Origin of the sequence: Cellulosimicrobium sp. XJ-DQ-B-000 (assembly GCF_031119065.1) — a bacterium.
Taxonomy (GTDB): Bacteria; Actinomycetota; Actinomycetes; order Actinomycetales; family Cellulomonadaceae; genus Cellulosimicrobium; species Cellulosimicrobium funkei.
This window is the reverse complement of sequence record NZ_JAVHYN010000005.1, coordinates 106,982-127,060: the sequence shown is the minus strand read 5'-3', so window position 1 is coordinate 127,060 and position 20,079 is coordinate 106,982. Positions and strand designations below refer to the sequence as shown.

Sequence of the window (20,079 nt, the reverse complement as noted above, 5' to 3'; positions counted from 1 at the left end):
GCCTTCATCCCGAGCCACGACGTCGACCACGACGCCGGAGCGCCCGGGGGCGTCGGCGGGAGACGCGCCGAAAACCCTACCCGCTCGACTACACCTGTCCGCATCGGAGCATCGAACTCAATGACCATCTCTACCCCCGCGAAGTCCGCACCCCAGGTTGCCGTCAACGACATCGGCACCGAGGAGGACTTCCTCGCCGCCGTTGACGCGACCATCAAGTACTTCAACGACGGCGACATCGTCGAAGGCACGATCGTCAAGGTGGACCGCGACGAGGTCCTCCTCGACATCGGCTACAAGACCGAGGGCGTCATCCCCTCCCGCGAGCTGTCCATCAAGCACGACGTGGACCCCGGTGAGGTCGTCAACGTCGGCGACGCGGTCGAGGCCCTCGTCCTCCAGAAGGAGGACAAGGAAGGCCGTCTGATCCTGTCCAAGAAGCGCGCCCAGTACGAGCGCGCCTGGGGCACGATCGAGAAGATCAAGGAGGAGGACGGCGTCGTCACCGGCACCGTCATCGAGGTCGTCAAGGGTGGTCTCATCCTCGACATCGGCCTGCGGGGCTTCCTCCCGGCCTCCCTGGTGGAGATGCGTCGCGTCCGCGACCTCCAGCCGTACGTCGGCAAGGAGATCGAGGCGAAGATCATCGAGCTCGACAAGAACCGCAACAACGTCGTCCTCTCGCGCCGTGCCTGGCTCGAGCAGACGCAGTCCGAGGTCCGCTCCACCTTCCTGCAGACCCTGCAGAAGGGCCAGGTGCGCCCCGGTGTCGTCTCCTCGATTGTCAACTTCGGTGCGTTCGTGGACCTCGGCGGCGTCGACGGCCTCGTGCACGTCTCCGAGCTGTCCTGGAAGCACATCGACCACCCGTCCGAGGTCGTCGAGGTCGGCCAGGAGGTCACGGTCGAGGTCCTGGACGTCGACTTCGACCGCGAGCGCGTCTCGCTGTCGCTGAAGGCGACGCAGGAGGACCCGTGGCAGACGTTCGCCCGGACCCACGCGATCGGTCAGGTCGTCCCGGGCAAGGTCACCAAGCTCGTCCCGTTCGGTGCGTTCGTGCGCGTCGAGGACGGCATCGAGGGCCTCGTGCACATCTCGGAGCTGGCCGTGCGCCACGTCGAGCTGCCGGAGCAGGTCGTCAACGTCGGTGACGAGGTCTTCGTCAAGGTCATCGACATCGACCTCGAGCGCCGCCGCATCTCGCTGTCGCTCAAGCAGGCCAACGAGGGCGTGGACCCGGAGTCGGACGACTTCGACCCCGCGCTCTACGGCATGGCCGCCGAGTACGACGAGCAGGGGAACTACAAGTACCCCGAGGGCTTCGACCCGGAGACCAACGAGTGGCTCGAGGGCTTCGAGGCGCAGCGCGAGGCGTGGGAGGCGGAGTACGCCAAGGCGCACGAGCGCTGGGAGGCGCACCGCAAGCAGGTCGCCGAGGCGGTCAAGGCCGACTACGACGCCGCGTCGGGCGAGACCACGAGCTCCTCGAGCTCGTCGTCCTCCAGCACGTCCTACTCGTCGGCCCCGGCCGCCGAGGCGACGGGCACGCTCGCGTCGGACGAGGCGCTCGCCGCGCTCCGCGAGAAGCTCACGGGCAACTGACCCGGCCGGCGGCCCCGCGCGGGACGCCACGCTGAGCAGACGAAGGCCCGCCACCCCTCGGGGTGGCGGGCCTTCGCCATGCCCGGAACGTGCCCGGGCACTCACGGCGCCGACCAGGTGGTCCTGGTCCGTCAGCGGCACCGGACGAGCCGGGACCGCCTGGTCGACGGCCCGGGACGGCCTGCTCGGCGGTCGGGCCGTCAGGCGGTCGCCGGCTCGGGGGCCGGGGCAGTGGCCGGGTCGGTGCCCGACGACGCGGGCGAGTCGGCGAACTGCGTCCGGTAGAGCGTGGCGTAGCGCCCGCCCCGTGCCAGGAGCTCGGTGTGCGTCCCCGTCTCGACGACGCGGCCGGCGTCGAGCACGACGATGAGGTCGGCCTCGCGCACGGTGGAGAGCCGGTGCGCGATGACGAGCGACGTCCGACCGCGCAGCGCCTCGGCGAGCGCGGCCTGGACCGCCGCCTCGGAGTCCGAGTCGAGGTGCGCCGTCGCCTCGTCGAGGACGACGAGCTGAGGGGCCTTGAGGAACACCCGGGCGATCGCGAGGCGCTGCCGCTCGCCGCCGGACATCCGGTAACCGCGGTCGCCCACGACGGTGTCCAAGCCGGACGGCAGGGCGGCGACGACGTCCCACACGTGCGCGCGCCGCAGCGCGGACTCGAGCTCGGCGTCGGTCGCGTCCGGCTTGGCGTACCGCAGGTTCTCCGCGATCGAGTCGTGGAACAGGTGCGCCTCCTGCGTGACCACGCCGACGGCGTCGTGCAGGCTCTCCTGCGTGACGTCGCGCAGGTCGCGACCGGCGATCCGGACGTGCCCGGCGCTCGGGTCGTACATGCGCGTCACGAGCTGCGACACGGTGGTCTTGCCCGCGCCGGACGACCCGACGAGCGCGACCATCGCGCCCGCGGGCACGGAGAACGAGACGTCGTGGAGCGTGTCGGTGGTCGGGTCGGTGCCCTCGACGGCCACGGACTCGAGCGAGGCGAGGGAGACCTCGGCCGCGCTCGGGTAGCGGAAGGTCACGCCGTCGAGCTCGAGGCTCGCGCCCTCGCGCGCGACGTCCGCGGCGAGGTCGTCGGCGTCGGGGGCGTCCGTGACGGTGGGCTCGAGGTCGAGCACCTCGAGCACGCGCTCGAAGCTGACGAGGGCCGTCATGACGTCGACCTGGACGTTCGACATCGCCGTCAGCGGGCCGTAGAGACGGCCCAGGTAGGCGGTGAGCGCGACGACCGTGCCGACGGTCAGCGAGCCCGAGATGGCCATGACGCCACCGAGTCCGTAGACGATCGCGACGGCGACGGACGCGACGACCGTGAGCCCGACGCGGAACACGGTCCCGTACATGGCCTGGCGGACCCCGATGTCGCGGACGCGGCGCGCCTGGGCGGCGAACCGCGACGACTCGCGGTCCGGGTCGCCGAACACCTTGACGAGGTGGGCGCCCGCCACGTTGAAGCGCTCGTTCATCGTCTGCGCCGCCTCGGCGTTGAGCTCGTAGCTCTCCCGCGTGATCGCGGCGAGGCGCTTGCCGACCCAGCGGGCGGGCAGGACGAACGCGGGCAGGAGGGTGAGGGCGAGGAGCGTGAGCTGCCACGACATCGAGAGCATCGCGGCGAGCACGAACACGACGGTGAGCAGGTTGGAGAACACGTTCGACAGGGTCGACGTGAACGCCTGCTGGGCGCCGAGGACGTCGCCGTTGAGCCGCTGGACGAGCGCACCGGTGCGCGTGCGGCTGAAGAAGGCGAGCGGCATGCGTTGGACGTGGTCGAAGACGGCGGTGCGCAGGTCGACGATGAGCCCCTCGCCGATGCGGGAGGAGAACCAGCGCTGCGCGACGCCGAGCGCGCCGGAGAGCACGGCGAGGCCGGCGGCGACCGCCGAGAGCGCGACGACGAGGCCGACGTCGCCGGCGGTGATGCCGTCGTCGATGATGCGCTGGAAGAGGAGTGGGGTGACCGCACCGGCGGCGGCGTCGACGGAGATGAGCACGAGGAACGCGGCGAGCTGGCGCCGGTAGGGCCGGGCGAACGTGAGCACCCGGCGGATCGTGCCGCGGTGCAGCCGTCGGGAGGTGACGGAGGCGTCCTGGCGGAAGGAGCGCATGCCGCGCCCGCCGCCGGCGCCGGGGAGGGATGAGGGGAAGGACATGGGGCCTCCTGGGTGGGGGAGGGGCGCGTCGTCCGCGGCGGCGGTGGCCGTCCGGCGGGCGCGGTCCGAGAATCGCTCGCGCGACAACGATAGTGAGTCTAACTCACAATGAGCCGATACCACAAGTGGGCCCGGTCCCGGTACGCTCGGCCTCGTGACGACCGACGCGAGCCAGCCTGCCACGCTGGGCGCAGCCCCGGGCGGCCGAGCCACCTCCACCGACGAGGCGGGGGAGTTCCTCGCGCTCCTGCACGCCGCGCTGCGCAGCGTGCGTCGCGAGGCGAGCGAGCGGCTCGAGCCCGCGGGCACGACGCCCGGCCAGTTCCGGATGCTGCGCTTCCTCTCCCGCTGCGACGGCCCGTGCCGGCTCGGCGCGGTGGCGTCGGCGCTCGACGTCGCGCCGCGCTCGGTCACCTCGAAGGTGGACGACGCCGAGCAGGCCGGTCTCGTGCGCCGCACCCCCGACCCGCAGGACCGTCGGGCCACGCTCGTCGAGCTGACGCCGCGCGGGCGCGAGGTCGTCGAGCAGGTCGGGGCGGAGAGGTCGTCGAGCGCGGGCACCCTGCTGGCCCGCCTGGACGCGCACGAGCGCGCCGAGCTGCTCCGGCTGCTGCGCGCGGTCGCGGGCGAGCGGCCCGACGACGGCGAAGCGGCCGAAGGCTCCCCGCGGGCGGGTTCCTCCCGCTGAGCGGTGGCCGCACGTGGGGCCACCTCACCCCCCGACGCGGGGCGGTGCGCAGGCTGGCAGGATGGGACGCATGTTTCGCATCGGCCTGACCGGAGGAATAGCGGCGGGGAAGTCCGTCGCGCTCGCCCGCTTCGCCGAGCTGGGCGCGGTGGTCGTCGACTACGACGCCCTCGCGCGCGACGCCGTCGCGCCCGGCACCGTCGGCCTCGACGAGGTGGTCGAGGCCTTCGGGCCCGAGGTTCTCGGTGAGGACGGCGCGCTCGACCGGCCCGCGCTCGGACGCGTGGTGTTCGGGGACGACGCCGCGCGTGAGCGGCTCAACGCGATCGTGCACCCCGAGGTGCGCCGGCTCGCCGCCGAGCGCGAGGCCGCGGCCGGTGCGGCCGACCCGCGGGCCGTCGTCGTGCACGACATCCCGCTCCTCGTCGAGACGGGCGACCCGGCGCGGTTCCACTGCGTCGTGGTCGTGCACACGCCCGAGGACGTCCGGGTGGACCGCCTCGTGACCTCGCGCGGGCTGAGCGAGGACGAGGCGCGCGCGCGGCTCGCCGCCCAGGCCGACGACGCGGCGCGCCTCGCGGCCGCGGACGTCACTCTCGACGGCTCGGGCGAGCCCGACGCGCTGCGCGCGCAGGTCGACGCGCTCTGGGCGCGCGTGCGCGCGGAGGTCGACGCGGAGGTGCTCGCGGAGCTCGAGGAGCGCGAGGCGTGACGGTCGTGGTGAGCGGCTTCGAGCCCTTCGGCGGCGACGCGACGAACCCGTCGTGGGAGACCGCCCAGCTCCTCGCGGAGCGCGGCGAGGAGCTCGTGGGGGGACCGCGTGGTCGCCGTCCGGCTCCCCGTGACGTTCGCCGGGGCGTGGCCCGCGCTCGACGCCGTCGTCCGGGAGCACGACCCGGAGGTCGTCGTGGCGCTGGGGCTCGCGGGCGGCGCCGGGCGCGTGCGCCTCGAGCGCGTGGCCGTCAACGTGCGCGACGCCCGGATCCCCGACAACGCCGGGGCGCAGCCGGTCGACGTGCCCGTCGTGCCGGGGGCGCCCGTCGGGCACTGGTCCACGCTCCCGCTCAAGGCGTCGCTCGTCGCCGTCCGGGAAGCCGGCGTCCCCGTGGAGGTCTCCGGGACGGCCGGCACCTACGTGTGCAACGACGTGTTCTACGCCCTCATGCACCACTGGGGCTCCGTGCCGGGCCGCCGTGCGGGCTTCGTGCACGTGCCCGACGCCGGCGCGGTGCCCGTCGAGGACCAGGTGACCGCCGTCGCGGCCGTCGTGCGGCAGGCGCTCCTCGGCGCCCCCGAGCCGCGGGTCGCCGCGGGCACCGAGAGCTGAGCGGGCGCCCGGGGGCAGGCAGGTCGCCCTGCCGGCCCCCGGGCGCCGCGGACCGTCAGCCCGCCGCGCGGCGACGGGCGACGACCACGAGCAGGGCCGCGCCCCCGGCGAGCAGGAGCGCCGCCACCACGGCGAGCACGACGACCGAGGAACCGGTCGAGGCCAGCCCGCCCCCCGGCGTCGGCTCGCTGCTGGGGGACGCCGACGGCGTCGGGTCCGTGCTCGCCACGGGCGTCGCCTCCGGAGCGGGCGTGCTCTCCGCGGCGGGCTCGCCGGACACCTCGGCGCCGGGCGTCTGGGTGGTCGTCGAAGGCGTCGTCGTCTCGGTGCCACCCGGGGTCGGAGTCTCGGGAGTCTGCTCCGGCTCCGGCTCCGCGGCGACCGGGACCGGCTCGCACGGGCCCGCGAACGGGTAGTTGTGGTGCTCGATGCCGGCCCCGCCGGTGTACGCGACCGCGCCGTTCGCGAGGACGCGCCCGTTCGTCGACGTGGACACCGTGAGCGTCGCGTCGGCGCGCGGGACGACGATCGTGCCGGGGAACTGGTCGTTCGTGCCGAGCGCGACCTGCGTCGCGTCCGGGAACGCCCAGAGGAAGTGGGACGACAGGTACTGCGTCGCCTGGTAGAGGCGCACGCCGTCGTACGCGACGTACGCGAGGGACGGGATGCGCACCGTGGACCCGCTGACGCTGAGCAGCACCGGCCCGGTGCCCGTGACGTGCAGCTCGCGGAGCGATGCGGCACCCTCTGCCGTGAGCGCGTACCGCGCGCCCGCCTCGACGGTCAGGACGCCGTTCTCGGGGGCGACCTGCTCGGCGCCGTCGGTGGCGTCGGCGGCGATGCCGGCGACGAGCGCGGGGAGCTCGTCGTAGGGCGCGAGCGCCGCGTCCCGGCCGACGCCCTGGCGCACGGACCCGTGCGTGCCGAGCGCGTTCGCGCTCTCGGTGCTCGGCGCCGAGCCGGTGATCGCGCCGCCCACCACGACGTTGCCGCCGCGCGACGCGTGGAACCCGACCTGCGTGTTCCGCGCGGTGGCGAGGTCACCGCCGACGACGAGCATGTCGGTCCCGCCCGCGGGGGTGATCGCGGACCCGCCGCCGCCCGCGGTCCCGACGTTGAGGGAGCCGGCCCCCGTGAGGTCGGCGTCCTTGCCGACCACGACGCGGCCCTCGAGCTCGGTCGCGGTCGCGACGGTGAGCCCGCCGCCCGCCCAGATGCCGACGCCCGCGTCCTCCACCGCGGTGAGCTCGTACACGCCGACGGGGCGGGTCGTGGCGTCCGCGGAGCAGACGTCGTCGGCGTCGACGACGGGCGTCGCGCTCGCGGGCGCGACGAAGCCGGCGGACAGGACCAGGGTGGTGAGGGCGATCAGGGGGATTCCGCGGGGGCGCGCGGGGTTCAGGTGCATGAGGGCTCCAGGTCGAGGGGTCGTTGACGGTGCTGACGAGAGCTGCGTGCAGGCCTCCACGCCCGTGGCCGGCCGGTCACCGGAGCTCCACGGGCGTCGGGGAGCGGGCAGGTCGAGGGAACCCTAGGGGTTCGGCACCACGCCTTCCAAATTGCGCGCGGGTGAACTCGGGTGTATATGGTGCGCAGCCCGTCGAGGCGCTCCCGCGAACGATGTGGGTGGCTGGACGTACCGTGGTCATATGCGTCCCGTGACCGATCTCCAGCGCGCCACCGCTCCGTTCGAGGTCATCTCCGAGTACCAGCCGTCGGGCGACCAGCCCACGGCCATCGCGGACCTCTCGCAGCGCGTCCGCGCGGGCGAGAAGGACGTCGTGCTGCTCGGCGCCACCGGTACGGGAAAGTCCGCCACGACGGCCTGGCTGATCGAGGAGCTGCAGCGCCCGACGCTCGTCATGGCTCCCAACAAGACGCTCGCCGCGCAGCTCGCCACGGAGTTCCGCGAGCTGCTGCCGAACAACGCGGTCGAGTACTTCGTCTCGTACTACGACTACTACCAGCCCGAGGCGTACATCGCGCAGACGGACACCTACATCGAGAAGGACTCGTCCATCAACGACGAGGTGGAGCGGCTGCGCCACTCCGCGACGAGCTCGCTCCTGACGCGCCGGGACGTCGTCGTCGTGGCGTCCGTGTCGTGCATCTACGGCCTGGGCACTCCGCAGGAGTACGTCGACCGGATGGTGCGCCTCGACGTCGGGATGCAGGTGGAGCGTGACGACCTGCTGCGGCAGTTCGTCACGATGCAGTACACGCGCAACGACATGGCGTTCACGCGCGGCACGTTCCGCGTGCGCGGCGACACGGTCGAGATCATCCCGGTCTACGAGGAGCTCGCGGTCCGTATCGAGTTCTTCGGCGACGAGATCGAGAGCATCCAGACGCTGCACCCCCTCACGGGGGAGGTCATCCGCTCCGAGCCGAGCATCCACGTGTTCCCCGCGACGCACTACGTCGCCGGCCCGGAGCGCATGGAGCGCGCGATCTCCTCGATCGAGGCCGAGCTCACCGAGCGGCTCGACGAGCTCGAGCGGCAGAACAAGCTGCTCGAGGCGCAGCGGCTGCGCATGCGCACCACCTACGACATCGAGATGATGCGCCAGATCGGCACGTGCTCCGGGATCGAGAACTACTCCCGGCACATCGACGGCCGCGAGGCGGGGTCGCCCCCGAACACCCTGCTCGACTACTTCCCGGAGGACTTCCTCCTCGTCATCGACGAGTCGCACGTGACCGTGCCGCAGATCGGCGCGATGTTCGAGGGGGACATGTCGCGCAAGCGCAGCCTGGTGGACCACGGGTTCCGCCTGCCGAGCGCGATGGACAACCGCCCGCTGCGGTGGGAGGAGTTCGTCGAGCGCATCGGCCAGACCGTGTACCTGTCGGCCACGCCGGGCGACTACGAGCTCTCGATGGCGGACGGCGTGGTCGAGCAGATCATCCGCCCGACGGGCCTCGTCGACCCCGAGGTGATCGTCAAGCCGACCACCGGCCAGATCGACGACCTCCTGCACGAGATCCGCGAGCGGGTCGACCGTGACGAGCGCGTGCTGGTCACGACACTCACCAAGAAGATGGCTGAGGACCTCACGGACTACCTGCTCGAGAAGGACGTCCGGGTCCGCTACCTCCACTCCGAGGTCGACACGCTGCGCCGCGTCGAGCTGCTGCGCGAGCTGCGGCTCGGCGAGTACGACGTCCTCGTCGGCATCAACCTGCTGCGCGAGGGCCTCGACCTGCCCGAGGTCTCGCTCGTCGCGATCCTCGACGCCGACAAGGAGGGCTTCCTGCGCTCGCCCAAGTCGCTCATCCAGACGATCGGCCGCGCGGCCCGCAACGTGTCCGGCCAGGTGCACATGTACGCGGACCGGATCACGCCGGCGATGGCCGCGGCGATCGAGGAGACCGAGCGTCGCCGCGAGAAGCAGATCGCGTACAACACCGAGCACGGCGTCGACCCGACGCCGCTGCGCAAGCGCATCTCCGACGTGACCGACATGCTCGCGCGCGAGGACGTGGACACCGCCGAGCTCCTGGCCGGCGGCTACCGCCAGCCGGGCAAGGGTGCCAAGGGCAAGGCCCCGGTACCGGGCGGGCCGAAGGAGGGCGCGTCGTCGGGCAACCGGCTCGCGGGCGCCGCGGCGAGCGACCTCGCGGAGCTCATCCAGGAGCTGAGCGACCAGATGCACGCGGCCGCGGGCGAGCTCCAGTTCGAGCTCGCGGCCCGGCTGCGCGACGAGATCTCGGGGCTCAAGAAGGAGCTCCGCCAGATGCACGCCGCGACGGCCTGACCGGTCCTGGGGGGACCGGCCGGGGGTCGCCGCGGGCGCGCCCGCGGAACAGTCCACGGTGGCGTGGTGTTGTCACACGAGCAGGAGCGATGGCCTATGCTGGCTCCTCGTTGAAGGGGAGTATTCCTCCGCGGTGATGTCGTCATCACGGTCGGCGCAGTCGTCGGCCCGGTGTCACCGGTCCCGCAACCACCAGCCCGCGTCTCGGACGCGCGCGCATGGCGGTGCGTGGCGGAAGAGACCTTCGGTACTCAGTGCTACGTACCGGAGGTTTCTGCATGGACGTCCCTGTCTGGGCCTGGCTCGTCACCATCGGCGTGATCCTCGCGATGCTCGCCGTCGACTACGTCGGCCACGTGCGCACGCCGCACGCCCCGAGCCTGCGCGAGGCCAGCTGGTGGTCCGCGGGCTACGTCGCCGTCGCGGTGCTGTTCGGCGGCATCGTCTGGGCCGTCTGGGGCTCGACGTACGGCGGCGAGTACTTCGCCGGCTACATCACCGAGAAGAGCCTGTCGGTCGACAACCTCTTCGTCTTCGTGCTCATCATGACGAGCTTCCGCGTCCCGCGGCTGTACCAGCAGAAGGTGCTGCTGATCGGCATCACGATCGCGCTCATCCTGCGGACGGTCTTCATCCTCCTGGGCGCCGCGCTCATCGAGAACTTCAGCTGGATCTTCTACGTCTTCGGCGCGTTCCTGCTGTACACCGCGTGGACGCAGGTGAAGGCGGGCTCCGGTCACGACGAGGAGTTCCACGAGAACGGCGCGCTCAGGCTGACCCGCCGCCTGTTCCCGACGACGGAGACGTACGTCGAGGACAAGATGACGACCAAGATCGACGGGAAGCGCTTCATCACCCCGATGCTCATCGTCATGATCGCGATCGGCAGCGCCGACCTGCTGTTCGCCGTCGACTCGATCCCCGCGATCTTCGGCCTCACGCAGGAGACGTACCTCGTGTTCGCGGCCAACGCGTTCTCGCTGCTCGGCCTGCGCCAGCTCTACTTCCTCATCGACGGCCTGCTGGACCGCCTCGTCTACCTCGCCTACGGCCTCGCCGCGATCCTCGGCTTCATCGGCGTGAAGCTGCTCATCCACGCGCTGCACAAGAACGAGGTGCCGTTCATCAACGGCGGTGAGCACATCACCGTCATCCCGGAGATCCCGACCGCCCTGTCCCTCGGGTTCATCGTCGTCGTGCTCACGATCACCACGGTCGCGAGCCTTGCCAAGGACCGCGCCGACCGTCGACGCGAGGCCGAGATCTCGGAGGGCTAGCCACCGATGGTTCACGAACTTCCCGTCTGGTTCGAGTGGGCGTCGCTGTCGGCGCTCGCCGTCCTGCTCCTCGTCGACCTGTTCGTCGTCGGGCGCCGGCCGCACGTCCCGTCCATGCGCGAGAGCGCGCTGTGGGTCGGGTTCTACGTCGCGCTCGCGCTCGTCTTCGGGGCGGTCGTCGGAGCGGTGGGGGGCGCGGCACCGGCCGGGGAGTTCTACGCCGGGTGGCTCACCGAGTACAGCCTCTCGGTGGACAACCTGTTCGTGTTCGTCATCATCATGGCGCGCTTCGCGGTCCCGCGGGAGCAGCAGCAGCGCGTCCTCATGGTCGGGATCATCGTCGCGCTCGTCCTGCGGGGAGCGTTCATCCTGGCGGGCGCGGCGATCATCTCGCAGTTCGTCTGGGTGTTCTACCTGTTCGGCGCGTTCCTCGTGTACACGGCGATCAAGCTCGTGGCGGGCGGCGACGAGCCCGAGGAGTACCACGAGAACCGCGCCGTCCGGGCGCTGCGCCGGGTCCTGCCGCTCGGCACCCGGTACGACGGCGGCCGGCTGCGCACGGTCGAGGACGGCAAGCGGGTGTTCACGCCGCTCGTCGTCGTGTTCCTCGCGATCGGCAGCACCGACCTGCTGTTCGCGTTCGACTCCATCCCGGCCATCTTCGGGCTCACGCAGGACCCGTTCATCGTCTTCACGACGAACGTCTTCGCCCTCATGGGGCTGCGCCAGCTCTACTTCCTGCTGGGCGGTCTGCTCGAGCGGCTGGTCTACCTGCCGATCGGCCTGGCCGTCATCCTCGGGTTCATCGGCGTCAAGCTCATCCTCGAGGCGCTGCACGAGAACACGCTGCCGTTCATCAACGGCGGCGAGCACCTCGAGGCGGTGCCGACGGTCCCCATCTGGCTCTCGCTCGTGGTGATCGTCGGGGCGCTCGCGGTCACGACCGTCGCGAGCCTGCTGCGCACCCGTGCGCTGCACGCACGGAGCGAGCCGGCGGACGGCGAGGAGCCCGGGACCGCGGCGTCGTCCACGGAGGACGCCACGGAGACCGTGACCGACGAGGTGCCCGCCGCGGGGGAGACCCCGCCGCAGAGCGGCGGGGTCCCTCGTGGGGGCGCCGCGCGCTAGCGCCCGGCCAGGACGGCGGTGCCGGCGAGCGGGCGGCCCGGCTCAGACGCGGTCCGCCCAGTCGCCGATCACCGGCGACCACGGGCGGACCGTGCGCTGTGCGACCAGCCCGGCGCGCGCGAAGGGGTCCTCGTCGAGGACCGCGGCGACGGCGTCGGGCGTCTCCCCGTCGAGGACGAGCAGCGCTCCGGCGGGCGCGTCCTCGTGGGCGGGAAGCGGACCGGAGGCGAGCAGCGTGCCCCGGGTGTGGAGGTCGGCGAGGAACGCGCGGTGCTCGGGTCGCAGGGCGTCGAGCTCGGCGCTGCGGTCGGCGTAGACGTAGGTGACGGCGTGGATCGGCATGGAGCCAGTGAACCAGGCCGGCCCGACGGCGCGGGGCCCGGTCCGCGCCTCGGCTGCGCCCCGTGCTGCCTGCCGCCCGCTACCGGTCCCGCGCCATCGGCCACGCGCTACCAGCCCCGCTCACGCCACTCGGCGAGGTGCGGCCGCTCGGCACCGAGCGTCGTGTCGGCGCCGTGACCGGGATAGACCCACGTGGCGTCGTCGAACCGGTCGAAGACCCGCTCGACGACGTCGGACAGCAGGCTCGCGAACCGCGCCGGGTCGCGGTCGGTGTTCCCGACCCCGCCGGGGAAGAGCGAGTCCCCGGTGAACAGGTGCACCCGGCCGGGCACGGCGTCGGCCTCGGCGACGTCGTCCGGCTCGCGGTAGGCGAGCGCGACGGAGCCCGGCGTGTGCCCGCGCAGCGCCACGACCTCGAGGTCGATCGCGCCCACCCGCAGCACGTCCCGGTGCCGTAGGCGGCGCTCGACGGGTACGCCGGACGCCGCGGCGACCGCGTCCGCGTCGGGCTCGCCGGCAGCCGACCACGCGCCCGTCGCACCGACGACCGGCGCGAGCGCCCGGAGATGGTCGGCGTGCCGGTGCGTCGTGACGACGCCGTCGAGCCGTCCCGACGGCGAGCCCGCCCGCACGAGGCCGAGCACGTCGTCGGGCGCGTCGGCGGCGTCGACGAGGAGCTGGGCGCCGGTGCGCCGGCACGTGAGGAGGTAGACGTCGTTCGCGAGCGGCCCGACGGCGAGCTTGCGGATCTCGACCTCGTCGAGGCGTCGCAGGTCGTGCGGGCCGCCCACGGCGACCTGTCCGGTGTACGTCATGCGCCCAGTGTGCCGTCCGCTCGCGGCGGGCGGTGCGCCGCGACCCCGGGCCGCGGTGACCCGGGTCACGGCGGAGCGCGTGGACGTGGGGCGCTCGTGTGCGTTCGCCGGGTGCCGTGCGGAGGTGACGTCGAACACCTGTGCGAGTGTGGGTGGTCCGCCGTACGATGCTGCGGTGAGCAATCGCCTCGTCATCTCCGGTGCCCGCGAGCACAACCTGCGCAACGTCGACCTCGACCTCCCGCGCGACAAGCTCATCGTCTTCACGGGGCTCTCCGGCTCGGGCAAGTCGTCGCTCGCCTTCGACACCATCTTCGCGGAGGGGCAGCGCCGGTACGTCGAGTCGCTGTCCGCGTACGCGCGCCAGTTCCTCGGCCAGATGGACAAGCCGGACGTCGACTTCATCGAGGGCCTGTCTCCCGCGGTCTCGATCGACCAGAAGTCCACGAACCGCAACCCGCGCTCGACCGTCGGCACCATCACCGAGGTCTACGACTACCTGCGCCTGCTGTTCTCGCGCGCCGGGACGCAGCACTGCCCGGTGTGCGGCGAGCGCGTCACCGCGCAGACCCCGCAGCAGATCGTCGACCGCCTCCTCGAGCTGCCCGAGGGCACGCGCTACCAGGTCCTCGCCCCGGTCGTGCGCGGCCGCAAGGGCGAGTACTCCGAGCTCTTCAAGGAGCTGCAGACCAAGGGCTTCGCCCGCGCCCGCGTCGACGGCGAGGTGCGCACCCTCACGGACGTCCCGGCGCTCGAGAAGAAGCTCAAGCACGACATCGAGGTGGTCGTCGACCGCCTCGTCGCGCGCGAGGGCGTCCAGCGCCGGCTCACCGACTCGGTCGAGACGGCACTCGGGCTCGCGGGCGGGCTCGTCGTCGTCGAGCTCGTCGACGCGGACGCGGACGACCCGGCCCGGGAGCGCCGTTTCTCGGAGAAGCGCGCGTGCCCGAACGACCACGAGCTCGCGCTCGACGAGATCGAGCCGCGCACGTTCTCCTTCAACGCCCCGTACGGCGCGTGCCCGGAGTGCACGGGCATCGGGTTCCGCCTCGAGGTGGACCCGGACCTCGTGGTGCCGGACGACGAGAAGTCGCTGCGCGAGGGCGCGGTCGCGCCGTGGGCGCAGATCTCGTCGGAGTACTTCGAGCGCGTCCTCACGGCGCTCGCGGACGACCTGGGCTTCTCCATGGACACGCCGTGGCGCGCACTGCCCGAGCGCGCGAAGAAGGCCGTGCTCCACGGCCAGAACCACCAGGTGCACGTGCGGTACAAGAACCGCTGGGGCCGTGAGCGGCAGTACTCGACCGGCTTCGAGGGCGTCATCACCTTCCTCGAGCGCCGGCACACCGAGACCGAGTCGGACTGGTCGAAGGAGAAGTACGAGGCCTTCATGCGCGAGGTCCCGTGCCCCGTGTGCCAGGGGGCACGCCTCAAGCCGGAGGTGCTCGCGGTCAAGGTCGGCGGCAGGTCCATCTGGGACGTGTGCCGCCTGCCCCTGCGCGAGGCCGCGGCGTTCCTCGGCTCGCTCGAGCTCGGCGCGCGCGAGCGCGCCATCGCGACCGAGGTCCTCAAGGAGATCGACGCGCGCCTCGGGTTCCTGCTCGACGTCGGCCTCGACTACCTCTCGCTCGAGCGACCGGCCGCGACGCTCTCCGGCGGCGAGGCGCAGCGCATCCGGCTCGCGACGCAGATCGGATCGGGCCTGGTCGGCGTGCTCTACGTGCTGGACGAGCCGAGCATCGGCCTGCACCAGCGCGACAACCGCCGGCTCATCGAGACGCTCACGCGCCTGCGCGACCTCGGGAACACGCTCATCGTCGTCGAGCACGACGAGGACACCATCCGCACCGCGGACTGGGTCGTCGACATCGGCCCGGGCGCGGGGGAGCACGGGGGGCGCGTCGTGCACTCGGGCGACTACGCGGGCCTGCTCGAGGCGCCGGAGTCCGTCACGGGCGCGTACCTGTCGGGGCGTCGCAGCATCCCGCTGCCGGCGCAGCGGCGCCCGACGGACCCGGGCCGTCAGATCAAGGTGGTCGGCGCGCGCGAGCACAACCTCACGGGCATCGACGTGAGCTTCCCGCTCGGCACGTTCACCGCGGTCACCGGCGTCTCCGGCTCCGGCAAGTCCACGCTCGTGAACTCGATCCTCTACACCGTCCTCGCCAACGAGCTCAACGGGGCCCGGCAGGTCGCGGGCCGCCACACGCGCGTCACCGGCCTCGAGCACCTCGACAAGGTCGTGCACGTGGACCAGGGCCCGATCGGGCGCACGCCGCGGTCGAACCCCGCGACGTACACCGGCGTGTGGGACCACGTGCGCAAGCTGTTCGCGGAGACGACCGAGGCCAAGGTGCGCGGGTACACGCCGGGCCGGTTCTCCTTCAACGTCAAGGGCGGCCGCTGCGAGGCGTGCTCGGGCGACGGCACGCTGAAGATCGAGATGAACTTCCTCCCGGACGTCTACGTGCCGTGCGAGGTGTGCCACGGCGCGCGCTACAACCGCGAGACGCTCGATGTGCACTTCAAGGGCAAGACCGTCGCGGACGTGCTCGACATGCCGATCGAGGAGGCATCCGAGTTCTTCGCGGCCGTGCCCGCGATCTCGCGGCACCTCAAGACGCTCGTCGAGGTCGGGCTGGGCTACGTCCGGCTCGGGCAGCCGGCCCCGACCCTCTCGGGCGGCGAGGCGCAGCGCGTCAAGCTCGCGAGCGAGCTGCAGAAGCGCTCGACGGGGCGCACGATCTACGTGCTCGACGAGCCGACGACGGGCCTGCACTTCGAGGACATCCGCAAGCTGCTCGGCGTGCTCCAGTCGCTGGTCGACAAGGGCAACAGCGTCCTCGTCATCGAGCACAACCTCGACGTCATCAAGAGCGCGGACTGGGTCGTCGACATGGGACCCGAGGGAGGCTCCGGCGGCGGCAAGGTCGTCGCGCAGGGGACGCCCGAGCAGGTCGCGCGCGTGGAGGCGAGCCACACCGGGCGCTTCCTCGCGGAGATCCTCGAGGGGCACGACCCCGTGCCCGTCGGGCCCGCGCCGTCGGCGTCCTCCGGTGCGTCGGCGCCTGCGGCGAAGGCCGCCAAGTCGACGAAGGGCCGGTCCGCGGCGGCGCGCCGGGCGACCGACGAGAAGCCGAAGACGGGGCGCCGCAAGGCGTCTGCGGCCTAGCCACGGAGCGGCACGGGTGCGGGTCGACCAGGCCCGCACCCGCGCGGCGTGCTCGGCGCTCGCCGCGTGCTCGCCGCGCCCGGCGTCAGGCGGCGGCGCGCCGGGCGGGCGCCGGCTCGACGAGCACGCGGAAGTTCACCGAGCGCGCGATGAAGCAGTGGTCGTGCGCGCGCTGGTGGAGGGCCGCCAGCGCCGCCTCGTCCGTGCCGGGTCCGTCGTCGACCACCACGCGCGGGTGCAGCGTGACGTCCGTGAACTGGCCCTCGCCCCCGGACTCGACCCGCATGGTGCCGGTCGCGTCGTCGACGTACTCGCGCACGACGACGCCCGCCGCCGCCGCGAGGTGGAGGAACCACAGCATGTGGCACTGCGACAGGCTCGCGAGGAACAGCTCTTCGGGGCTGTACCGGGTCGGGTCGCCGCGGAACGCCGGGTCCGCGGAGCCGGGCAGCGGCGGCCTCCCGTCGAGGAGCACCTCGTGGTCGCGGCTGTAGGCGGTGTAGGACGCGGTGCCGCGGTCGCCCGCGCCGGTCCAGCGGGTCGTCGCGGCGTAGCCGTGCTGTGCGCTCATGGCCGACACCCTAACGGCCGGTGACGCGCGTCACACGGCGTCGTCGCCGCGTCCCCGCGTCCACGGGCCGCCCCACCCCCACAGCCACCGGCGTCGGTGGCCTGACCTAGGCTGGAGAACATGGCAGATCCCGCGACGTACCGCCCTGCGCCGGGGGAGATCCCCACGTCGCCGGGCGTCTACCGGTTCCGCGACGAGCACGGCCGCGTGATCTACGTCGGCAAGGCCAAGAACCTGCGCGCGCGCCTGTCGAACTACTTCCAGGACGTCGCGAACCTGCACCACCGCACCCAGACGATGGTCACGACGGCCGCGTCGGTCGAGTGGACGGTCGTCGGCACCGAGGTCGAGGCCCTCGCGCTCGAGTACACGTGGATCAAGGAGTTCGACCCGCGGTTCAACGTCAAGTACCGCGACGACAAGTCGTACCCGTACCTCGCGGTGACGATGGGCGAGGAGTTCCCGCGCGCCCAGGTGATGCGCGGCGCGAAGCGGCCCGGCACGCGGTACTTCGGGCCCTACGGCCACGCGTGGGCGATCCGCGAGACGCTCGACCTCCTGCTGCGGGTGTTCCCCGTGCGCACGTGCTCGGCGGGGGTCTTCAAGCGCGCCCACCAGACGGGTCGGCCGTGCCTGCTCGGCTACATCGACAAGTGCTCGGCGCCGTGCGTCGGGCGCATCACGCCCGAGGACCACAAGGCGCTCGCCGAGGACTTCTGCGACTTCATGGCGGGCGACACGCAGCGGTTCGTGCGCCGGCTCGAGCGCAAGATGAACGAGGCCGCCGCCGCGATGGAGTACGAGGCCGCGGCACGGCTGCGCGACGACATCGCCGCGCTCCAGCGCGCGACGGAGAAGAACGCGGTCGTCCTCGGCGACGGCACCGACGCGGACGTGTTCGCGCTCGTGGGCGACGAGCTCGAGGCGGCCGTCCAGGTGTTCCACGTGCGCGGCGGTCGCATCCGGGGTCAGCGCGGCTGGATCGTCGAGAAGGTCGAGGACGTCACGGACGCCGAGCTCGTCGAGCACCTGCTCCAGCAGGTGTACGGCGCGGCGGAGGAGGCCGTGGCGGCGGACGCCGGGACGCGCGCCGGGCGCGACCTCGCGCGCGACGCCGTGCCGCGCGAGGTCCTCGTCCCCGTCCTGCCGCCGGACACCGACCAGGTCACCACGTGGCTCTCCGGGCTGCGGGGCGCGCGGGTCGACGTCCGGGTGCCGCAGCGCGGCGACAAGAAGGAGCTCGCCGCGACGGTCCGCGCCAACGCGGAGCACGCGCTCGCGCTGCACCGCACGCGGCGCGCGGGCGACCTCACGACCCGCAGCCAGGCGCTGCGCGAGATCCAGGAGGCGCTCGAGCTCGAGACGGCGCCGCTGCGCATCGAGTGCTACGACGTCTCGCACAACCAGGGCACGTACCAGGTCGCCTCGATGGTGGTCTTCGAGGACGGGCTCGCGCGCAAGAGCGAGTACCGGCACTTCACGGTCCGCGGCCCGGACGGCGACGGCGCGGCCGACGACACGGCGGCGATGTACGAGGTGATCTCGCGCCGCTTCAAGCGCTACCTGTCCGACCGCTCGCGCTCGGGCGAGGTCGAGCTGGACCTCGAGGCCGACGACGTCGTCGACGGGTCCGACGCCGCGGCGCGCCGGGCGGAGCGTGCCGCGGAGGCGGCGGGCTACGTGCCGCGCAGCGGCGAGGTCGACCCCGACGCCCCCGTGGACCGGCGCGCGCGCTTCGCGTACCCGCCGAACCTCGTCGTCGTCGACGGCGGCCCGCCGCAGGTCGCCGCCGCGGCGCGCGCCTTGGCCGACCTCGGCATCGACGACGTCGCGCTGTGCGGCCTCGCCAAGCGGCTCGAGGAGGTCTGGCTGCCGGGGGAGGAGTACCCCGTCATCCTCCAGCGTTCCTCCGAGGGCCTGTACCTGCTCCAGCGCGTCCGCGACGAGGCGCACCGCTTCGCGATCGCCCAGCACCGCAGGCAGCGCAGCAAGGGCATGACGGCCTCGGCGCTCGACGACGTCCCCGGCCTCGGCCCCGCGCGACGCACCGCGCTCCTCAAGCACTTCGGCTCCCTCAAGCGGCTGCGCGCCGCGAGCGTCGAGGAGATCGCGAGCGTCCGCGGCATGGGCGAGCGGACGGCGCAGGCCGTCGCCGCGGCGCTCGGCGGCGGGACCACGGACGAGCGGCCCTCCCAGGACACTCCGGCGCAGGACGAGGCCGCGGCCCGCGCGTGACGGCTGGCATGCTGGGGGCATGACCTCGGAGCCGACCCCGGACCTCAGCCCGCAGGGCCAGCCTGCCCGCGTGCCGGAGCCCTCCCCGACCACCGTCCCCAGCGGCATCCCCGCGATCGAGGCCGCGACCCACGCCCCCGAGCCGAGCGAGGCCGAGGTGCTCATCATCACGGGCATGTCGGGTGCCGGCCGCACCCGGGCCGCCGCCGTGCTGGAGGACCTCGACTGGTACGTCGTCGACAACCTGCCGCCGCGCATGATCGTCCCGCTCGTGGACCTCATGACACGGTCCGGCTCGACGCTCGAGCGCATCGCGGCCGTCGTCGACGTGCGCGGGCGCGAGTTCTTCACCGACCTCGTCGAGGTGCTCGACCACCTGCGCCAGAGCGGCGTGTTCTACCGCATCCTGTTCCTCGACGCGTCCGACGAGGTGCTCGTGCGGCGCTACGAGCAGGTCCGGCGCCCGCACCCGCTGCAGGGGGAGGGGCGCATCCTCGACGGTCTCGCGGAGGAGCGCCGTCTGCTCGCGAGCCTGGAGGAGCGGTCCGACGTCGTGATCGACACGTCCGATCTCACCGTGCACGACCTCGCGCGCGAGGTGCGCGCCGCCGTCGCCGACGGAACGCCGGAGACGCTGCGCATCAACGTCGTCTCGTTCGGGTTCAAGTACGGGCTGCCGCTCGACGCGGACCACGTGGTCGACGTGCGGTTCCTCGCCAACCCCTACTGGATCACCGAGCTGCGCCATCTCACCGGCCGGGACGCGCCCGTGCGCGACTACGTGCTCGGGCGCCCCGGCGCGCTCGAGTTCGTCGACCGGTACGTGAACGCGCTCGAGCCCGTGCTGGCCGGCTACCTGGGGGAGGAGAAGCGGTACGTGACCATCGCCGTCGGCTGCACGGGCGGCAAGCACCGGTCCGTCGCGATCAGCGAGGCGATCGCCGCACGCCTGCGCGCCCAGGGGCAGCGCGTCATCGTCACGGCCCGCGACCTCGGCAAGGAGTGACCGGCGCC

Annotated in this window: 15 protein-coding genes; 10 read left to right on the top strand and 5 right to left on the bottom strand. The window is 72.7% G+C overall.

The genetic code is table 11. The features are described 5' to 3' along the window. Positions 1-120: 120 nt before the first annotated feature. A complete protein-coding gene (rpsA, locus tag RDI86_RS09945; RefSeq protein WP_021483115.1) occupies positions 121-1,602 on the top strand; it encodes a 30S ribosomal protein S1 in 1,482 nt (493 codons plus the stop codon). A gap of 200 nt (positions 1,603-1,802) precedes the next feature. On the opposite strand, the gene RDI86_RS09940 is transcribed toward rpsA, so the two are convergent. After that, positions 1,803-3,752, bottom strand: coding sequence for an ABC transporter ATP-binding protein (locus tag RDI86_RS09940; protein ID WP_308821307.1), 1,950 nt, complete (start codon positions 3,750-3,752; stop codon positions 1,803-1,805). 154 nt (positions 3,753-3,906) lie between these two features. Between RDI86_RS09940 and RDI86_RS09935 the strand changes: the two genes are divergently transcribed. From RDI86_RS09935 to RDI86_RS09925, 3 genes are all read left to right on the top strand, one after another. Further along, positions 3,907-4,440: a MarR family transcriptional regulator gene (locus tag RDI86_RS09935; protein ID WP_308821306.1), complete on the top strand. Its 534-nt coding sequence runs from the start codon at positions 3,907-3,909 to the stop codon at positions 4,438-4,440. Between the two features lie 70 nt (positions 4,441-4,510). Beyond that, the gene (gene coaE / locus RDI86_RS09930) at positions 4,511-5,152 is read left to right on the top strand and encodes a dephospho-CoA kinase (protein WP_076404788.1); all 642 of its coding nucleotides are present in this window, start codon (positions 4,511-4,513) and stop codon (positions 5,150-5,152) included. A gap of 108 nt (positions 5,153-5,260) precedes the next feature. After that, positions 5,261-5,767, top strand: coding sequence for a pyroglutamyl-peptidase I (locus RDI86_RS09925; RefSeq protein WP_308821305.1), 507 nt, complete (start codon positions 5,261-5,263; stop codon positions 5,765-5,767). A 55-nt stretch (positions 5,768-5,822) separates the two neighbouring features. Here the strand turns inward: RDI86_RS09925 and RDI86_RS09920 are convergent, their stop codons facing one another. Beyond that, entirely contained in the window at positions 5,823-7,175 is a 1,353-nt protein-coding gene (locus RDI86_RS09920; protein ID WP_308821304.1) for a collagen-binding domain-containing protein, read from the bottom strand. A gap of 241 nt (positions 7,176-7,416) precedes the next feature. Here RDI86_RS09920 and uvrB point away from each other — a divergent pair, with 241 nt between their 5' ends. From uvrB to RDI86_RS09905, 3 genes are all read left to right on the top strand, one after another. Next, positions 7,417-9,525 (top strand): excinuclease ABC subunit UvrB, encoded by a 2,109-nt coding sequence (gene uvrB, locus RDI86_RS09915; RefSeq protein WP_031315536.1) that lies wholly within the window; start codon positions 7,417-7,419, stop codon positions 9,523-9,525. Positions 9,526-9,803: 278 nt separating this feature from the next. Next, positions 9,804-10,802: a TerC family protein gene (locus RDI86_RS09910; protein WP_308821303.1), complete on the top strand. Its 999-nt coding sequence runs from the start codon at positions 9,804-9,806 to the stop codon at positions 10,800-10,802. A gap of 6 nt (positions 10,803-10,808) precedes the next feature. Beyond that, positions 10,809-11,930, top strand: a complete 1,122-nt coding sequence (locus RDI86_RS09905) for a TerC family protein (protein WP_308821302.1) — start codon at positions 10,809-10,811, stop codon at positions 11,928-11,930. A 42-nt stretch (positions 11,931-11,972) separates the two neighbouring features. Here RDI86_RS09905 and RDI86_RS09900 read toward each other — a convergent pair whose 3' ends face one another. Further along, positions 11,973-12,272 (bottom strand): YciI family protein, encoded by a 300-nt coding sequence (locus tag RDI86_RS09900; RefSeq protein WP_168945497.1) that lies wholly within the window; start codon positions 12,270-12,272, stop codon positions 11,973-11,975. A gap of 107 nt (positions 12,273-12,379) precedes the next feature. Continuing rightward, positions 12,380-13,087 (bottom strand): MBL fold metallo-hydrolase, encoded by a 708-nt coding sequence (locus RDI86_RS09895; protein WP_308821301.1) that lies wholly within the window; start codon positions 13,085-13,087, stop codon positions 12,380-12,382. Between the two features lie 175 nt (positions 13,088-13,262). Between RDI86_RS09895 and uvrA the strand changes: the two genes are divergently transcribed. After that, positions 13,263-16,259: an excinuclease ABC subunit UvrA gene (uvrA, locus tag RDI86_RS09890; protein WP_308821300.1), complete on the top strand. Its 2,997-nt coding sequence runs from the start codon at positions 13,263-13,265 to the stop codon at positions 16,257-16,259. Positions 16,260-16,344: 85 nt separating this feature from the next. On the opposite strand, the gene RDI86_RS09885 is transcribed toward uvrA, so the two are convergent. Beyond that, positions 16,345-16,830, bottom strand: a complete 486-nt coding sequence (locus RDI86_RS09885) for an OsmC family protein (RefSeq protein ID WP_076405019.1) — start codon at positions 16,828-16,830, stop codon at positions 16,345-16,347. Positions 16,831-16,950: 120 nt separating this feature from the next. Here RDI86_RS09885 and uvrC point away from each other — a divergent pair, with 120 nt between their 5' ends. Then, positions 16,951-19,065, top strand: coding sequence for an excinuclease ABC subunit UvrC (gene uvrC, locus RDI86_RS09880; RefSeq protein WP_076404793.1), 2,115 nt, complete (start codon positions 16,951-16,953; stop codon positions 19,063-19,065). Positions 19,066-19,084: 19 nt separating this feature from the next. Continuing rightward, positions 19,085-20,071, top strand: a complete 987-nt coding sequence (gene rapZ / locus RDI86_RS09875) for an RNase adapter RapZ (RefSeq protein ID WP_076404794.1) — start codon at positions 19,085-19,087, stop codon at positions 20,069-20,071. Positions 20,072-20,079: the final 8 nt, after the last annotated feature.

What these genes read in the sequence shown, in the direction of transcription:
- rpsA (WP_021483115.1), top strand. Translation starts at nt 121, where the DNA reads ATGACCATCTCTACCCCCGCGAAGTCCGCACCCCAGGTTGCCGTCAAC.
- RDI86_RS09940 (WP_308821307.1), bottom strand. Translation starts at nt 3,752, where the DNA reads ATGTCCTTCCCCTCATCCCTCCCCGGCGCCGGCGGCGGGCGCGGCATG.
- coaE (WP_076404788.1), top strand. Translation starts at nt 4,511, where the DNA reads ATGTTTCGCATCGGCCTGACCGGAGGAATAGCGGCGGGGAAGTCCGTC.
- RDI86_RS09920 (WP_308821304.1), bottom strand. Translation starts at nt 7,175, where the DNA reads ATGCACCTGAACCCCGCGCGCCCCCGCGGAATCCCCCTGATCGCCCTC.
- uvrB (WP_031315536.1), top strand. Translation starts at nt 7,417, where the DNA reads ATGCGTCCCGTGACCGATCTCCAGCGCGCCACCGCTCCGTTCGAGGTC.
- RDI86_RS09910 (WP_308821303.1), top strand. Translation starts at nt 9,804, where the DNA reads ATGGACGTCCCTGTCTGGGCCTGGCTCGTCACCATCGGCGTGATCCTC.
- RDI86_RS09905 (WP_308821302.1), top strand. Translation starts at nt 10,809, where the DNA reads ATGGTTCACGAACTTCCCGTCTGGTTCGAGTGGGCGTCGCTGTCGGCG.
- RDI86_RS09900 (WP_168945497.1), bottom strand. Translation starts at nt 12,272, where the DNA reads ATGCCGATCCACGCCGTCACCTACGTCTACGCCGACCGCAGCGCCGAG.
- RDI86_RS09895 (WP_308821301.1), bottom strand. Translation starts at nt 13,087, where the DNA reads ATGACGTACACCGGACAGGTCGCCGTGGGCGGCCCGCACGACCTGCGA.
- RDI86_RS09885 (WP_076405019.1), bottom strand. Translation starts at nt 16,830, where the DNA reads ATGAGCGCACAGCACGGCTACGCCGCGACGACCCGCTGGACCGGCGCG.
- uvrC (WP_076404793.1), top strand. Translation starts at nt 16,951, where the DNA reads ATGGCAGATCCCGCGACGTACCGCCCTGCGCCGGGGGAGATCCCCACG.
- rapZ (WP_076404794.1), top strand. Translation starts at nt 19,085, where the DNA reads ATGACCTCGGAGCCGACCCCGGACCTCAGCCCGCAGGGCCAGCCTGCC.